The 16,073-nt window shown below is 60.3% G+C and carries 15 protein-coding genes and 1 pseudogene; 10 read left to right on the forward strand and 6 right to left on the reverse strand.

All coding sequences use genetic code 11. The features are described 5' to 3' along the window. The first annotated feature begins 26 nt into the window (after positions 1–26). The 3 genes from NRG23_RS04330 (at position 27) to NRG23_RS04340 (ending at position 2,702) form a co-directional block, all read left to right on the forward strand. Positions 27–1,223, forward strand: coding sequence for a hypothetical protein (locus tag NRG23_RS04330; RefSeq protein ID WP_257373824.1), 1,197 nt, complete (start codon positions 27–29; stop codon positions 1,221–1,223). A gap of 75 nt (positions 1,224–1,298) precedes the next feature. Then, positions 1,299–2,180, forward strand: a complete 882-nt coding sequence (locus tag NRG23_RS04335) for a hypothetical protein (RefSeq protein WP_053268996.1) — start codon at positions 1,299–1,301, stop codon at positions 2,178–2,180. 261 nt (positions 2,181–2,441) lie between these two features. Beyond that, a complete protein-coding gene (locus NRG23_RS04340) occupies positions 2,442–2,702 on the forward strand; it encodes a DUF2790 domain-containing protein (protein ID WP_038579170.1) in 261 nt (86 codons plus the stop codon). A 147-nt stretch (positions 2,703–2,849) separates the two neighbouring features. Here the strand turns inward: NRG23_RS04340 and NRG23_RS04345 are convergent, their stop codons facing one another. Further along, the gene (locus tag NRG23_RS04345; RefSeq protein ID WP_257373826.1) at positions 2,850–3,119 is read right to left on the reverse strand and encodes a DUF1652 domain-containing protein; all 270 of its coding nucleotides are present in this window, start codon (positions 3,117–3,119) and stop codon (positions 2,850–2,852) included. Between the two features lie 475 nt (positions 3,120–3,594). On the opposite strand from NRG23_RS04345, the gene eco reads away from it, so the two are divergent. Then, complete coding sequence (eco, locus tag NRG23_RS04350; RefSeq protein ID WP_009048913.1) at positions 3,595–4,077, forward strand: serine protease inhibitor ecotin; 483 nt, start codon at positions 3,595–3,597, stop codon at positions 4,075–4,077. Between the two features lie 186 nt (positions 4,078–4,263). Here the strand turns inward: eco and ilvA are convergent. After that, positions 4,264–5,271, reverse strand: a pseudogene (ilvA, locus tag NRG23_RS04355) (threonine ammonia-lyase, biosynthetic); the annotation flags it as partial. 264 nt (positions 5,272–5,535) lie between these two features. On the opposite strand from ilvA, the gene NRG23_RS04360 reads away from it, so the two are divergent. The 3 genes from NRG23_RS04360 to map all read left to right on the forward strand — a co-directional run bounded on the left by NRG23_RS04360 (position 5,536) and on the right by map (position 6,914). Then, positions 5,536–5,871 carry a hypothetical protein gene (locus NRG23_RS04360; protein WP_016701749.1) on the forward strand — a complete coding sequence of 112 codons (336 nt, stop codon included), beginning with the start codon at positions 5,536–5,538 and terminating at the stop codon, positions 5,869–5,871. A gap of 78 nt (positions 5,872–5,949) precedes the next feature. Next, positions 5,950–6,153 (forward strand): ParD-like family protein, encoded by a 204-nt coding sequence (locus NRG23_RS04365; RefSeq protein WP_009048910.1) that lies wholly within the window; start codon positions 5,950–5,952, stop codon positions 6,151–6,153. Further along, positions 6,150–6,914, forward strand: a complete 765-nt coding sequence (gene map / locus NRG23_RS04370; RefSeq protein WP_041984000.1) for a type I methionyl aminopeptidase — start codon at positions 6,150–6,152, stop codon at positions 6,912–6,914. Before NRG23_RS04365 ends, map begins: the two co-directional genes overlap by 4 nt. A gap of 4 nt (positions 6,915–6,918) precedes the next feature. Here map and NRG23_RS04375 read toward each other — a convergent pair whose 3' ends face one another. After that, a complete protein-coding gene (locus tag NRG23_RS04375) occupies positions 6,919–7,857 on the reverse strand; it encodes a magnesium transporter CorA family protein (RefSeq protein ID WP_257373828.1) in 939 nt (312 codons plus the stop codon). Between the two features lie 7 nt (positions 7,858–7,864). Then, entirely contained in the window at positions 7,865–9,451 is a 1,587-nt protein-coding gene (locus NRG23_RS04380) for a RimK family protein (RefSeq protein WP_016701747.1), read from the reverse strand. Positions 9,452–9,543: 92 nt separating this feature from the next. Here NRG23_RS04380 and NRG23_RS04385 point away from each other — a divergent pair, with 92 nt between their 5' ends. Beyond that, on the forward strand, positions 9,544–10,650 hold the full coding sequence (locus tag NRG23_RS04385) for a GNAT family N-acetyltransferase/peptidase C39 family protein (protein ID WP_257373829.1): 1,107 nt from the start codon (positions 9,544–9,546) through the stop codon (positions 10,648–10,650). 113 nt (positions 10,651–10,763) lie between these two features. On the opposite strand, the gene NRG23_RS04390 is transcribed toward NRG23_RS04385, so the two are convergent. Both NRG23_RS04390 and NRG23_RS04395 read right to left on the reverse strand, forming a co-directional pair. Continuing rightward, positions 10,764–11,915, reverse strand: coding sequence for a PQQ-dependent sugar dehydrogenase (locus tag NRG23_RS04390; protein ID WP_009048905.1), 1,152 nt, complete (start codon positions 11,913–11,915; stop codon positions 10,764–10,766). A 67-nt stretch (positions 11,916–11,982) separates the two neighbouring features. Further along, entirely contained in the window at positions 11,983–12,339 is a 357-nt protein-coding gene (locus tag NRG23_RS04395; protein WP_016701742.1) for a hypothetical protein, read from the reverse strand. A gap of 215 nt (positions 12,340–12,554) precedes the next feature. Here NRG23_RS04395 and NRG23_RS04400 point away from each other — a divergent pair, with 215 nt between their 5' ends. Together NRG23_RS04400 and ligD are read left to right on the forward strand one after the other, a co-directional pair. Then, positions 12,555–13,427: a Ku protein gene (locus NRG23_RS04400; protein ID WP_038632256.1), complete on the forward strand. Its 873-nt coding sequence runs from the start codon at positions 12,555–12,557 to the stop codon at positions 13,425–13,427. Positions 13,428–13,459: 32 nt separating this feature from the next. Continuing rightward, positions 13,460–15,994 (forward strand): DNA ligase D, encoded by a 2,535-nt coding sequence (gene ligD, locus NRG23_RS04405; protein WP_257373831.1) that lies wholly within the window; start codon positions 13,460–13,462, stop codon positions 15,992–15,994. Positions 15,995–16,073 lie beyond the last annotated feature (79 nt).

Raw genomic sequence — 16,073 nt, forward strand, 5'->3', positions numbered from 1 at the left:
CTTGCGGATGGTTCTCAGTCAAGCTCATGCACAGTTTTTTGCAGAGAGCAGCAAACCGCCAAAGAAAGAGAGCTTGCTCTATACAAATACAAGGCTACTTCAGCAATTCCTCATCCAAGAGTCTCCGCGCAGGCTGGCGACTCAGAATCGCGCAAGCATGGTTGGACGGCGATACTGAAAGTGTTCACGCAAAACATGAAGCACTTCAGCATAGCGAAAGCGAGGTAGAGTCATTTGTCAATAAGCGCAAGAAGTCGCTAACAAAAAATATGGCGCATCGATCAAAATTGAAAACCCTACATGGAGATGCAGATATCAAGTATCGCTTTCTGGAAAAACAAAACATGAGAAGACTGTCCTACCTTATCATTATTACCTTTCTGGCCGGCTGTAATAAAAGCGAGAACACATATGCAAAAAGCCAACTCATCCACATAGACCTCAACGGATCTACACAAAGCCTACTACAAAAAAGTCCGGTCGAGTTCTCTAAAGACTGCATGGATACAGTGGATATGTGCTGGTATAAAGTCCAGAATCCTTCCAGCAGCAGTAACCTTCCTTCAGTAGATATCAGCCTTGATAATAAAATATTAAATATCAATCAGGTTTCAGATATCACAACTGCTGTCAGCAAAGAGTTTGGCGAAAATCTGAGCAACCTCAAGTTGACCTTGCGCGGCCTTCCAGACAACAGCCTCCACAAGGATCAAAGAGATTTTATCTATGCGCTGACAAACTCTATAAAAGCTGTGGGATGGCAGCACTACTTCTTTCCATCTGACCCTAGAGTAAGTGGTTCACAGGCAAAAAAGATAAACAGCCCAGATGATGTACTTGGATTTTATGTAAGCAGCCATCCCTGGCTGGATCCGGACTATGAAATGGACATGGACTCCTGGCTTAAAGTCGGCTCCTTCTATAATTGGTATTTTTTCAAGGATGGAGTTCATTTAAATCTTCGCGCCTGGCGAAAAAACTCCAAAGATACACCTGGTGAACGCGGAACTTACCTAATCACCTTGAATTTCAAAACTGAGGAATTCTACTGGCTTTCCGGATTTGAAGAAAAAAATGAGCGACGTAACTGGAGAGAGTTACTCCCTGCACGTTTGAAAAAATATGCTGAAATGCGGCAAGAACGAGAAGAAAAGGTACGCACAGCAGGTATTGAGGTGGATGAAAACTACCAAGACCCTCGAATCAAAGCTCTAGAGAAATGAGAGGCTTTATCACGGTATCGCCCTCCATGGACCGGTTAATGGGATCGTTACGATCGCCAGTTAGAGGAGCAAGGAATGAAAACACTCTGGTTACTGTCCCTTGTATTGCTCGTTGGCTGTGATGGCTTTACAAATGAAGGCACGTACAAGATTAAAAAAGAAACCAAGAGCATAAATATTCAACTAGGATCACCTATTGAAGACCTACTTAAACAAAGCCCTGTCAAGTTCAGCTCCGACTGTCTGGCTGCCGCCAATATATGCTGGTACGAGATCAATAAAAGCAGGGATGACCGGGATCTATTGAGCCTGAACATCACTCAGCCAGAGAGTGCCCTCGAGTTGAATCAGGTCGTATCCCTTGGTGTTGTGGCCGACGATGCTGTTTCCAAGAACATCGAGGAGGTTGAAGTTACGCTCCGTGGCTTGCCGGATAACAGCACACACGAAGAAAATCGGACGCTGATCTACGGCCTCGTAGACAAACTGAAGGCGGCGGGATGGCATAAATACTACTTCCCTTCGGACCCACGAATCCCAGGTTCCGAACTGGATAAATTCGACTGGAAAAAATCGGTATTCGGGCGAAGTCCTTTGGGCCATCCGCTCTTTGATCCAGACAGAAAAATGAGTCTTGAGCAGTGGGCAGCATCAGGCATGTTCTATGACTGGTACTTGTACAGTGGCGACTACCTGGCTCACATCAAGGTCTTGCGAAACTCGGCGGTTGCCTTGACAGAGACCGGGTCTTATTTAATAAAAATCGAATTCACCTCACTGAATACCTTTTGGCAAAACAGCTTCGAAGAGGAAGAGCGCCCTAACTGGAGGAAGCTATTTCCCGAGCACTTGAAAGCTCTTTTACTGCTTAGATCGGAAGCCGAGTCCAAGGCAAGAACTGCAGGAGTGGAAATTGACCAGAGTTACCAAGCTCCCGCCATGGAACTGGTTAACTGAAATAGTAGAAATGATCTGAAAGGCAGGGGGCTTCCCTTGCCTTCAAGCCTCACACTGGGATTGAACAACGGGTAAACATTTCTGCCCACAGCCCCTTCCCCTGAACGATCTCCCTTCACACCACAAATCATTAGCCCCCTACTTAATCTTCGATTAATCCCGCCGCCCAAAACTGTACGAAACCGCGCAGCGCAGAATCCTCTGCCGCCCTCCGCGGCGTGCTCGATGGTGGTTTGTGTCGGGTTTATCGGAGAAATTCTCATGAACATGCGTATTTTGCTGGTCGGGGCCTTGGCTTTTGTCGGGGCTGTGGGTGTGGCTCAGGCGGACACGGCTCAGGTGCAGCCGGTGCCTTATCACTATGGCATGCCGCTGAATGTGGCCAAGGTGGTGTCGATGACCGAGCCTGCGACGCCGGAGTGCAAGGTGATCACCGCGGACATGACCTTTATCGACAAGGCGGGCAAGCTGGAAGCCATCAGCTACCGCAAGTTGTCGGACGCCTGCAGTTATCAGAACTGAAGACTGCTCCTGCTCTACCGCGCGCAAGGTTACAGGCAGCTCTGTGAGATTCAGGCGGGGATTTTATTCGCGGTGAGGGTCGAGTTTGCGCCTGGCCCGGGTCTATCCAGGCCAGGCAGGCAACGCAGGCATTGGCAAAGCAGCCGATCAATGAGCCCTGGATTTCAGGGTGATGGGCTGGCTTCCCGGATGATTGGCCAGGTCGTGGCGCAGTTCGGCGATCAGGTCGTTGATTTCCCGGCAGCCGTTGAGGCTCGCCGCATCGATACCGGTGACCACCAGGTCCACACGGTCGGTTTCATGGTCGCCATAGACTTTTACGGTCATGTGCAGGTCGGGGCTCAGGGTGCACTCGCAGCGTTTGGGCAGGAAGCTGCATTCAATGATATTGCGCAGTTCCAAGGCAGATAAGAACATGGCAGATCTCTCCGTTGGTGCAGTGGCCATTCAATGATGGCAAGAATATCGTCTCGGGATTCCACCCCCGAAATACGGCGTACGGCATGACTAAACCTCCCTGGAAGAGAAAGCCAATTCCTAGACTAGGCCGTATTTGCGCTTCTACTAAATTCTATTTTGCTCTGAGCAGTGAGGCTTTTTTTCACCCTCAGTCCTGGGACTTTCGCCTGACTGGAAGACCTCCTGCGGAACCGATAGCTGCCTCTCGCCGATAGAGGATGGAGCATATGCATACCGTCCTCCCGCCAGTTGTCATGCTTTATAAATCATTGACTTACCATTGGATATTGAAGGAATACATCATGTCAGTTGCCGCGGCGAAGCGGGCCACGGTTTGCATGATCGGGCGTTACCCGGTCAAACTGCCCGGCGTTTCAAGCAAGCGACTCCCTCTAAATGGAGAGAGCCGTCGATCAACCTGCAAGGAGGCCTTATGCGCTTTTTTCCTGTTTCCACCGCCGTCGCTGTGCTGTTGAGCGGTATTTCCACCCTGAGCCATGCGGCCAAACTCGAAGACGTGGCGCCCTACCCCAAGGCCGAAGACGGTTTTGTGCGCCAGGTGATCCATCTGCCCAAGCAGGCCAAGGAAGAAGACTTCAAGGTCGAGGTGCTGGCCGGCAAGACCCTGACCGTCGACTGCAACCGTCAGCGCCTGGGCGGCACCCTGGAAGAGAAAAACCTGGATGGCTGGGGTTATCCCTACTACCGCCTGGACAAGGTCAGCGGCCCGATGAGCACCCTGATGGCCTGTCCCGAAGGCACCAGCAAGCAGGCGTTCGTGCCGGTGGTCGGCGAAGGCTTCGTGCTGCGCTACAACAGCAAGCTGCCGATCGTGATCTACGCCCCCAAGGACATTGAAGTGCGCTACCGCCTGTGGTCCGCCTCCGATAAAGTCGAGAAGGCCCGCGCGGAATAATCCAGACCGCGGCGGCTGCATCGCAGGTGATGTAGCCGCTGCCGCAGGCTGCGATCGGCTACGCAGTAGCCGCCAGGCCAGGCAACGCGGTGCAGCAGTGGTTCGGTTGGCGAGCGCTTCGCGCTCGTGCGCAGGCTTCGCCAGCGGCTGCAGAGGCCCTGCTCCTTCTTACACCAGCGCAACCGCGCCCAAAGCCGCGCGCTCGGCCACATGCCCCAGGCGATCGAAGTTGATATTGGCCCCGGAATCGATGGCCACCAGGGTTTCGCCCTGTACGCCGCTGCGGGCCACGTACCGCTTGATCCCGGCCACCGCCAGCGCCCCCGAGGGCTCGGTGATGGAGCGGGTGTCGTCGTAGATGTCCTTCATCGCGCAGCAGAGTTCGTCGTTGCTGACCGTGATCACCTCGTCGACCAGCACTCGGCACAGCTCGAAACAATGGGCGCCGACCTGCGCCACGGCGACCCCGTCGGCGAAGGTGCCGACGCTGGGCAGCACTACCCTTTCCCCGGCCCGCAACGCCTGCTGCAAACAGTTGGAGTGTTCGGACTCGACGCCGACGATGCGCACCTCGGGCCGCAGGTATTTCACGTAGGCGGCGATGCCGGCGATCAGTCCGCCACCACCCACCGGGACGAAGATCGCGTCCAGGCGTCCGGAGTGCTGACGCAGGATCTCCATGCCCACCGTGCCCTGCCCGGCGATCACGTCCGGGTCGTCAAAGGGCGAGACGAAGGTCTGGCCGCTGTGCTCGGCCAGTTGCAGGGCATGGGCCAGGGCAAAGGGAAAGCTCTCGCCGTGCAGCACCGCCTCGGCGCCACGGCTGCTGACGCCCTGCACTTTCAGTTGCGGCGTGGTGGAAGGCATGACGATGGTCGCCTTGATCCCCAGTTCCCGCGCCGCCAACGCCACGCCCTGGGCGTGATTGCCGGCGGATGCGGTAATCACTCCGCGACGCTTCTGCTCGTCACTGAGCTGCACCAGCTTGTTGTAGGCACCGCGGATCTTGAAGGAAAAGGTCGGTTGCAGGTCCTCGCGCTTGAGCAGCACCTGGTTGCCCAGCGCCGCCGACAAGGCCGGCGCCGGCTGCAACGGCGTACGCACCGCCAGGTCGTAGACCGGCGCCGCGAGAATCTTCTTCACGTAGTGCTCAAGCAGGTCCAGTTGCGTGTCGGGCTCGGCGGGATGGTTCATACGGCTCTCCTGGCTGTGTTGAAGGCCCCGGAGACAGAAAGAAAAAACCCGCCTCTAGGGCGGGTTGGGTGCAGTGTCAGGCCCGCCAATCAGGAATGGCGGTAATAATGCTTGGCTGGGAACGCAATGCGGAAAAAGTCATGGCCAGGAAATTAACCGGCACGCTGCTGGCAAGTCAATGGCCAATTCTTTGAGACGACCGCTGCCTGCGCTACTCTCGCGGCTCGCTTCTCAGCCCTCATTCAGCCACCAAGGAAGGAACCCATGAAGTCTGTCGGATTGCCGTTGATTGCCCTGATCGCCTTTGCCGGCTACACCTTCGCGGTGATGCTGCAGGCGGAACAATCGCTGATCGAGTTTGGCCTCGGGCTGATGTCCCGCGCCGACACCGCGCAGGTGGTGATCGACCTGTACTTGCTAGCGACCCTGGCCGGCATCTGGATGTACCGGGACGCCCGCTCTCGTGGCCAGTCCGCATTGTCGGTGCTGCCTTATCTGCTGCTGACGGCAGTGTTCGTCTCCATCGGTCCGCTGTTGTATCTGGTGGTTCGCGGCTTTCGTGAACGGAGAACCACCCGCCCTGCCCGCCAGCAGGCTTGAGCCCGGTCGAGAGATTGCCGTTTGCCGATGAATATATGAAACATATATGATTCGTATATTTACCAGGACAGAAACCCCGTGGGCATCGTCAAGATTTCAGATCAGCTGCATGAACAGATCCGCGTCGCCAGCGACGCCATGGATCGCTCCATCAACGCCCAGGCCGAGTTCTGGATCAAGATCGGCCTCTTGGCCGAGCTCAATCCGCACCTGGCCTACAACGACCTGATCAACAAGCTGCTGCTGAACAAGAGCGACCTGATCCGGGGGCGCAGCGAATGACCCAGCCCCTGATCAAGACCCCGCAACAACTGGCCCTGATGCGTGAGTCCGGGCGCCTGCTGGCGACGGTGTTCACCTTTCTCGACGACCTGGTCGCGCCCGGCCTTTCCACCATGGAGCTGGACACCGCGGTGGAGCGCTTCATCCGCCACGACCTGGGCGCCCGCCCGGCGAGCAAGGGCCAGTACAACTACCCCTACTCGATCAACACCTCGATCAACGAAGTGGTGTGCCATGGCATGCCCCATGAGCAGGCCATCCTCAAGGACGGCGACATCATCAACATCGACATCACCCTGGAAAAGAACGGCTTTATCGCCGACGCCAGCAAGATGTACCTGGTCGGCAACGTCAGCCCCAAGGCCCAGCACCTGGTCAGCACCACCTTCGAGGCGATGTGGCAAGGCATCAAGCTGGTCCGCCCCGGCGCGCGCCTTGGCGATATCGGCCATGCCATCCAGAAACACGCAGAAACCCAGGGCTACAGCGTGGTGCGCGAATATTGCGGCCACGGCATCGGCCGGCAGATGCACGAAGAACCGCAGATCCTGCATTTCGGTCGCCCCGGCACCGGCCTGGAGCTGCGCGAAGGCATGGTGTTCACCATCGAGCCGATGATCAACCAGGGCAGCGCCCGGGTGCGCGGCCTGAAAGACGGCTGGACCGTGGTCACCCGCGACAACCGCCTGTCGGCGCAGTGGGAACACACGGTGGCGGTGACCCGCGACGGCTATGAAGTGCTGACCCTGCAACCGGCCTGAACGCTCAGGCGCACTTGCCGCTGCCGGCCAGGCGCCTGAGCCCCAGCACCATCCCCCCTGCCGCCAGCAGCATCGCCACGAGGAACAAGGGGTAGGCAATCCACCAGGGGGTGCCGGCGGTAATCATGCTGAATTCGGACATGCCGCCAATGCTGGCGATCAGGTTCAGCGGCAGGAACACCACGTTGATCAGGGTCAGTTTGCGCAGCAGGCTGTTCATGTTGTTGTTCATCAGGTTGCCGCGCGCATCGATCAGCCCGGAAAACACCGTCGAATAGATCTCCGCCTGTTTGTAGCACTGGTTGTTCTCGATGATCAGGTCGTCGATCAGGCCGATGGCCTCGGCGCTGAAATGTTCCTTCTCGGCGTGGTTGCGCAGGCGGGTCAGCACCGCGCCGTTGCTGTGAATGGCGTTGATGTAATAGATCAGGCTTTCGCTGAGGTTGAACATCTGGATCAGGTGGCGGTTTTCCATCGAGTCGTTGAACTGCTGCTGCAACTCCCGGGCGACCATCTTGATCACCTTGAGGTGCCCCAGGTAGTGATGGATGTTGTTGGACAGCAGGTCCAGCAGCACATCCAGGGGGCTATTCAAGGCCTGGCGCGCGCCCAGGCCGCTGAGCTGGCTGTCGTCATGGGCAATCAGCAGCAGGCGCTGCGGGGAAAACAGCAGGCCGCAGGACGACACCTCGAACGACAGGCTGCCGCCGCCGGAGTAGTTCTCCGGGCGCTTCCAGATCAGGAACAGGTTGTCCGGGTGGAACTCGATGCGCGACACCTCGTCCGGGTCCAGGGCCGAGGCCAGGGCGTGTTCGTCGAGCTTGAAGCCGGTGTGCAGCACATCGCGTTCGGCGGGGTCGGGGTTGCTGAACAGCATCACCTCGGCGTCCAGGCGCTCCACCGCCAGCAGGCGACCCTGGCTCAGCTGATAGCTCTTGATCATCGGCCGTTCACCAGGCCTGTCCGCGGCGCTTGAGTTCCAGGCGGCGGACGAACTCCTCGAGCACCAGGGAATACAGATCGTCGCGCAGGTAGGCATCTTCGATGCCGGCGTCCAGGTTGGGGTTGTCGTTGACTTCGATCACCACCACCTTGTCGCCGGACTGTTTCAGGTCCACGCCGTACAGGCCGTCGCCAATCAGGTTGGCGGTCTTCACCGCCAGCTCCACCACCGCCCGCGGCGCCTCGTGGATCGCCAGGGTGCGGCATTCGCCGTTGATGTCCTGGCCCTTGGCCTTGTGGTTGTAGATCTGCCAATGGCCCTTGGACATGAAGTACTGGCAGGCGAAGATCGGCTTGCGGTTGAGCACGCCGATGCGCCAGTCGTACTCGGTGTAGAAAAACTCCTGGGCCAGCAGCAACACCGAATGCTCGAACAGTTCGGCAGTGGCCTCCAGCAGCGCCTGCTGGCTCTCGACCTTGATCACCCCGCGGGAGAAACAACCGTCGGGAATCTTCAGCACCAGCGGGAAGCCCAGGCGTTCGCCAACCCGCTCGAAATCTTCCGGTCGCTCCTTGTAGAGAATCTCGGTGGCGGGCATGCCTAACTGATGGCTTTTCAACAGATCGGTCAGGTAGACCTTGTTGGTGCAGCGCAGGATCGAGGTCGGGTCATCCATCACCACCAGGCCCTCGCTTTCGGCCTTCTTGGCGAAGCGGTAGGTGTGGTTGTCGACGCTGGTGGTTTCGCGGATCAGCAAGGCGTCGTACTCGGCGATCCGCGGGTAATCCTTCTTCTCGATCAGCTCGACGTCGATGCCCAGGCCCTTGCCGACCCGGACAAAGTTCTCCAGCGCCCGGGCGTTGGAAGGCGGCAAGGCTTCCTGGGGGTCATGCAGGATGGCCAGGTCATACCGGGCCAGTCTTTTCGAGCGCGGCACGCGCCAGATCTTGCGGCTGAAACTGTCCAGGGAATGGGCGAATTGATCTTCCTGGTCTTCGCGCAACTTATGTAAGGCCCCGGACTTCACGCCTTCGATATGCCAGCCGTTAGTTCGTTTGAAGTCCACCAGCAATATCGGACAGGGGAAAACTTCGAATAACTGGCGGGCCAACTCCTGTAACGGTTCGATATGGGTCTTGCCGAAGTACAGGGTCAGGGTAAAACCTTCGGTATCGCTGTAAAGATGATTGCTCAGGGCCTTTTCCAGGGTTTTATCCAGGTCGTCCAGGGCCAGTCCGTAGAGCGACTTGCGGGTCAGTTCGCTGATGGTGCGCACCGAGGGAATCACCTTGTGCCCCCGCGCCTCGGCCAGCAGCGAACAGTAGTAACCGTGGCCCAGGTACTTGTAGCTGCGGCACAGGTTGATCACCTGGACCCGCTTGCCGGGCTGGGTTTCGCGGGTCTGTTCCAGGTACTCCTGGGCGCTGAGGATGTCTTCGCTGGGGAAGTAGGAAGCCCAATCTTCCTTGCGCTCGACAATAATCACCAACTGACTGGAAGTTTCACTCACCGTTGAAAAATAATTAACCGGCGTTATTGTCGCCGGCAGACTTTGCTCGGATACTCCACGCCAATGACCTTGTACCGCTGACATAATGTTTGATCCGCTTAAGAACAAGACCTTTTCTATTAAGCACGAACTTTTCTGAAAGTCTCGTTTCGTTACGCAACTTTTACGGCGGTTATATGGATCTTGTCTTTCGCATTGCCACACCTGAGGATTTGCCCGCATTAGTGCAACTGGAACAGCAGTGTTTCACCACCGATCGCCTCACCGCGCGCAGCTTCCAGTGGATGATCAGCCGCGCCCATGCGCGCCTGATCGTCGCCGAGCAGGCGGAGCAGCTACTGGGTTACGCCCTGGTGCTGTTCCATCGCGGTACGTCCCTGGCCCGCCTGTACTCCATCGCCACCGCGGTCGAGGCCCGCGGGCTGGGCCTGGGCAAGCGCCTGCTGGAGCGGATCGAGGCCTGCGCGCGGGAGCATGACTGCGCCTACCTGCGGCTGGAGGTGCGCACCGACAACCCGACGGCTATCGCCCTGTACGAACGCAGCGGCTACCGGCGCTTCGCCGTGCTGCACGACTACTACGAGGATCACGCCGATGCCCTGCGCCTGGAAAAGCGCATCCTGCAGCATCGCGAGACCCGCAATATCAGCGTGCCCTATTACCAGCAGACCACCGATTTCACCTGCGGCCCGGCCTGCCTGCTGATGGCCATGGGCGCGCTGCAACCCGGACGGGCCCTGGAGCGGCGCGAAGAGCTGCAGCTGTGGCGCGAGGCGACCACCGTGTTCATGACCTCCGGGCATGGCGGCTGCAGCCCCCAGGGGCTGGCGTTGGCCGCGTGGCGCCGGGGCTTCAGGGTCAGGCTGCAGGTCAATACCCGCGGGCCGCTGTTTCTTGGTGGGGTGCGCGACGAGCATAAAAAAGACGTCATGCGCCTGGTGCACGAGGAGTTCTGCGCAGAGCTGGATAGCAGCGACGTCTTGCAGGTGCTGGGCGGCCCGCTGGACCTGCCGAGGCTGCTGGCCGACGGCGGCCAGCCCCTGGTGCTGATCAGCAGCTACCGCCTGACCCGCTCCAAGGCCCCGCATTGGGTGATGGTCACCGACTGCGACGAGGAGTTCGTCTACCTGCACGATCCCGATGTCGACCACAGCCAGCACCGCCAGCCGATGGATTGCCAGCACCTGCCGGTGAGCCACGGCGAGTTCGCCAAGATGTGCCGTTTCGGCAGCGGCAAGCTGCAGGCGGCGGTGATCCTCTACCCGACCGCAGTGCCTCTGTAGGAGCGAAGCTTGCTCGCGATAGCCGCGAAGCGGCGATTCATCCTGCCAACACGCGTTATCGTTGAAGATTTTTTTCGCGAGCAAGCTTCGCTCCTACAGAAGAAGGGATTGGTTTATTCCAGGCCAACCTTGTACAGCGTGCCCTTGTCCTCGTCGGTCAGCACATACAGATAACCGTCCGGCCCCTGGCGCACGTCGCGGATGCGCTCCTTGAGTTCACCCAGCAGGCGCTCTTCGTGGCCCACCTTGTCGCCATCGAATTGCAGGCGGATCAGTTCCTGGGAAGCCAGGGCGCCGATAAACAGGTTGTGTTGCCAGGCCTTGAAGCGGTCGCCATCGTAGAAGGCCATGCCGCTGATGCCGGGGGACTTCTCCCAGACATGCCGTGGCCCCACGGTGCCCGGGGCGGTCTTGCCCTCGGCTTCGGGAATCGGCGCACCGGAATAGTTGATGCCGTGGGTTGCCAGGGGCCAGCCGTAGTTCTTGCCACGCTCGATCAGGTTGATTTCGTCGCCGCCCTTGGGCCCATGCTCGTTATCCCACAAGGTGCCGCTCCAGGGGTTGAGCGCCGCGCCCTGGGGGTTGCGGTGGCCGTAGGACCAGATTTCCGGGCGCACGCCCGGTTGGCCGACGAAGGGGTTGTCCTGCGGGATCCGGCCATCCGGATACAGGCGCACGATCTTGCCTTGCAGCTTGTCCAGGTCCTGGGCGGTCGAGCGCTCGTTGTTTTCCCCCAGGGTGATGAACAGGTAGCCATCGCGGTCGAACACCAGGCGCGAACCGAAATGGTTGCCGGTGGAAAGCTTGGGCGCCTGGCGGAAAATCACCTGGAAATCCTTGAGTGTCTTCAGGTCCTCGGACAGCCGCCCGCGCCCCACCGCCGTCCCTGCCGTGCCACCCTCGCCGCCACCTTCGGCGTAGGACAGATAGACCAGGCGGTCCTGCTTGAAGTCCGGCGACAGCACCACATCCAGCAAGCCGCCCTGGCCCTTGGCCCAGACCTGCGGCACGCCGCCCAGGGGCGCCGAGAGCTTGCCGTCGGTGCCGACCAGCCGCAGGTTGCCCGGCCGCTCGGTCACCAGGATGCCCTGGCGGTCCGGCAGGAATGCCAGGGCCCAGGGGTGATCCAGGCCCTCGACCACCGGGGTCACGCTCAGCGGGCCCTGTTCGCTCTGCAATTGTTGGCGGGTGGCGGCCGCGGCCGGTAGCGCGCTACTCAGGACAAGGCTGGCGCAGACTGTCGCCAAGAGGGTTTTACGCAACATGCACGATTCCTTCTGTCGATAAAAAGGGGTCCGCCCGGAGCCGGCATCGGCCTCGGGCGGTCAGCGTTTATCGCTGCTGTTGGTTACGCGGTGGGGTCACGGGTGTCGGATCGATGATCCGCGGCTGGGTGATGGTGCGCGGGTAACCGTTGCCGATGCCGCCGTTCTCCAGGGTCGGAGGGCGTTGCACCGGTACCGGATTAACCCCGCGGACAGCCGGGGCACTGGGCTGGGTGCCCTGCATGCTGTTGGGGTTGGCCCGGCGTATCGGGCTGTTGTAGGGATTGTTGTTGATGCTGCCGGGCAGGTTCTGCGCCAGCAGCATGGCGGTGCTGTCCGAGGACGCCTGGGGTGCGGCGAACGCCGCGATGCTGGCCCCGCTCATCAGGGCAAACACGGCAAGACCGCGAAGCAGGTTGTTCATGGCGACCCTCCTGGATGGCGACGAGTTATCGCATTCGAGTCCAGGCTACGTCGCAGGTTCGGCCTTGTTAATTAAATAATCCGCCAGACATGTAACACGAGTTATCGGCTCGCCCCTGCAAGCCGGCACCCCGGGGAAACTTTCGCGCCACGCCACGGGTCACCTGAAAACCAGTCGCTGCATAGCGATTCCACAGTCAATACGGGGACAGGCTCATGGCACGGGCAATCTGGAAAGGCGCGATCAGTTTCGGCCTGGTTCACATTCCGGTGGCGCTGGTTTCGGCGACCTCCTCCCAGGGCGTCGACTTCGATTGGCTGGACCAGCGCACCATGGACCCGGTGGGTTACAAGCGAATCAACAAGGTCACCGGCAAGGAAGTCAGCAAGGAACATATCGTCAAGGGCGTGGCGTACGAGAAAGGCCGCTATGTGCTGCTCAGCGAGGACGAGATCCGCTCGGCCCACCCGCTGTCGACCCAGACCATCGACATCTTCGCCTTCGTCGACAGCCAGCAGATCCCGCTGCAGAACATTGACACCCCTTACTTCCTGGCCCCGGACAAGCGCGGCGGCAAGGTCTATGCGCTGCTGCGCGAAACCCTGCGGAGCACCTCGAAAGTCGCCCTGGCCCTGGTGGTGCTGCACACCCGCCAGCATCTGGCGGCGCTGATGCCGCTGGAGTCGGCGCTGGTGCTGGTAATGCTGCGCTGGCCGGCCGAGGTGCGCAGCCTCGACGAACTGGCCCTGGGGCCGGAGGTGACTCACCCGGACCTGACCAAGGGCGAGCGGGACATGGCCAAGCGCCTGGTAGCGAACATGAGCACCGATTGGCAGCCGGAGGAATACCGCGACAGCTTCACCGACAAAATCATGGCCCTGGTGGAGAAAAAGGCCCAGGCTGGCAAGATCGAAGACGTGGAAAGCCGCACCGGCGAAGCGCAACGCAGGAGTGCCGATGTCATCGACCTCACCGAAATGCTCAAGCGCAGCCTGGGCGGCAAATCCAGGAGCAAGCCGCCCGCCAGCCCGGACAAACCCGGCAAGGCCGCTGCGACCAAGAAAACCACGAAACGATCCAGTGCCTGAACGGCGCGGCTCGTATGACAAGGTAGTGGGTCATGGCCAGATCCTTGAGTGAATACCAGCGCAAACGCGACTTCGCGATCACCTCGGAGCCGGCGGCGGACAAACCCTTCGGCCAATCCGCCAAGACCGCCTCGGCCCTGCGCTTCGTGATCCAGAAGCACGATGCGCGCAACCTGCACTACGACTTTCGCCTGGAACTGGGCGGCAGCCTGAAAAGCTGGGCGGTGCCCAAGGGCCCGAGCCTGGACCCCAGGCAAAAACGCCTGGCGGTGCATGTCGAAGACCACCCGCTGAGTTATGGCAATTTCGAAGGCATCATCCCCGCCGGGCAATACGGCGCCGGCGACGTGATCGTCTGGGACCATGGCGTCTGGCAACCCCATGACGACCCCGACGCCAGCTACCGGGCCGGCAAGCTCAAGTTCACCCTGATCGGCGAGAAGCTCGGCGGCGACTGGACCCTGGTGCGCACCCATATGCGCGGCAGCGGCGACAAGGAACAGTGGCTGCTGATCAAGGAGCAGGATGCCCAGGCACGACCGAGCAACGAGTACGACGTGGTCCAGGCCCTGCCCAGGAGCGTGCTCAGCGGTGCCACGGTGGGCGACAACAAGCGCGCCAAACCCCAGGCCGCGAAAAAAACCGCGAAGAAACCGCCAGGAAAAAAGGTCGTCGCCCTGCCGCAAAGCCTGGCGCCGCAGCTGGCAACCCTGGTGGACAAGGCGCCCAGCGGCGACTGGCGCTACGAGATCAAGTTCGACGGCTACCGGATCCTGGCGCGGATCCAGGACGACGAAGTGCGCCTGCTGACCCGCAACGGTCACGACTGGACCAGCCGCCTGCCCCAGCAAGCCAAGGCCCTGGCCGCCCTGAAGCTCAAGGACAGCTGGCTGGACGGCGAAATAGTGGTGCTCAATGACCAAGGCCTGCCGGACTTCCAGGCATTGCAGAACGCCTTCGATATCGGTCGCAGCGTGGACATCATCTATTACCTGTTCGATGCGCCCTTTCTGCAGGGCGAGGACTTGCGCGAAACGCCGGTGGAACAACGCCGTCAGGCGCTCAAGCAGGCGCTCGGGCGCAAATCGAGCAAGGTCCTGCGCTTTTCCGAAGCCTTTGCCGCCCATCACCAAGACATCCTCGAAAGCGCCTGTGCCCTGTCCCTCGAGGGGCTGATCGGCAAGCGCGCCGGCAGCCCCTATGTGTCGCGCCGCAGCGCCGACTGGATCAAGCTCAAATACCGGCTGCGCCAGGAGTTCGTGGTGGTCGGCTATACCCGCCCGCAAGGTTCGCGCAGCGGCTTTGGCGCCCTGCTGCTGGGGGTCAACGACGCAAGCGGGCTGGTGTACGCCGGCCGGGTCGGCACCGGTTTCGACCAGAAGACCTTGAAGCAGCTGCATGAGCGGATGCAGGAACTTGAACGGGATTCATCGCCACTGGCCAAGCCCCTGACCGCGGCCCAGGCCCGCGGCGTGCACTGGATCGAACCGCAACTGGTGGCCGAAGCCGAGTTCGCCGAGTGGACCCGCGAACAGGTGGTGCGCCAGGCAGCCTTCATCGCCCTGCGCAGCGATAAGCCGGCCAGCGAAATCGTCCGTGAGCGGCCACAGACCTTCAAGGCCGTCGAGACCCGCAGTCGGCATACGGCCTCCCATTCGGATAAATCGGCCGCCCACAGCGTCGCCGGGGTCAGAATCACCCACCCGGAACGGGTCATCGACCAGCAGTCCGGCACCACCAAGCTGCAACTGGCGCAGTTCTACGCCAGCATCGACCAGCAGATCCTGCCGCACCTGCGCGACCGGCCGGTGTCGCTGCTGCGGGCGCCTGAAGGAGTGGAAGGCGAGCAGTTTTTCCAGAAACATGCCGAGCACCTGGCCATCCCCAATATCCGTCACCTCGACCCGGCGCTGGACCCCGGCCACGCGCGACTGATGGAAATCGACAGTACGTCGGCGCTGATCGGCGCGGTGCAGATGGGCACCATCGAGCTGCACACCTGGGGCGCGACTCACGATCAGATCGAAACCCCGGACCTGTTCGTGCTCGACCTCGACCCGGACCCGGCCCTGCCCTGGAAAAGCATGCTGGAAGCCACCCAACTGACCCTGTCGGTGCTCGATGAGCTGGGCTTGCAGGCCTTCCTGAAAACCAGCGGCGGCAAAGGCATGCACCTGATCGTGCCGCTGGCGCGCAGGGCCGACTGGGAAACGGTCAAGGGCTTCGCCAAGGCCGTCGCGCAGTTCATGGCGCAGCAGTTGCCGGAACGCATCACCGCGACCATGGGCCCGAAAAACCGGGTCGGCAGGATCTTCGTCGATTACCTGCGCAACACCCGCGGCGCCAGCACCGTGGCCGCCTATTCGGTACGGGCGCGCCCGGGACTGCCGGTCTCGGTGCCTATCGCCCGGGATGAGCTGGGCGATGTCCGGCATGCCCAGCAGTGGAATGTGGCGAACCTGAGTCAGCGCCTGGAGGCCTTGACCGAGGATCCGTGGCACGGCTACGCCCATCGGCAGCGGATCACCGCGAAGATGTGGCAGCAATTGGGGGCGGACAAGCCTTGAGGAAGTGATGGCGGACAAACCTCGTTCCTGCAGAACCCATGCAGGAGCGAGGCTTGCCCGCGATCAGCGATTCGCCGTG

Origin of the sequence: Pseudomonas sp. T8 (genome assembly GCF_024610635.1) — a bacterium.
In the GTDB taxonomy this organism is placed as follows: Bacteria; Pseudomonadota; Gammaproteobacteria; order Pseudomonadales; family Pseudomonadaceae; genus Aquipseudomonas; species Aquipseudomonas chlororaphis_I.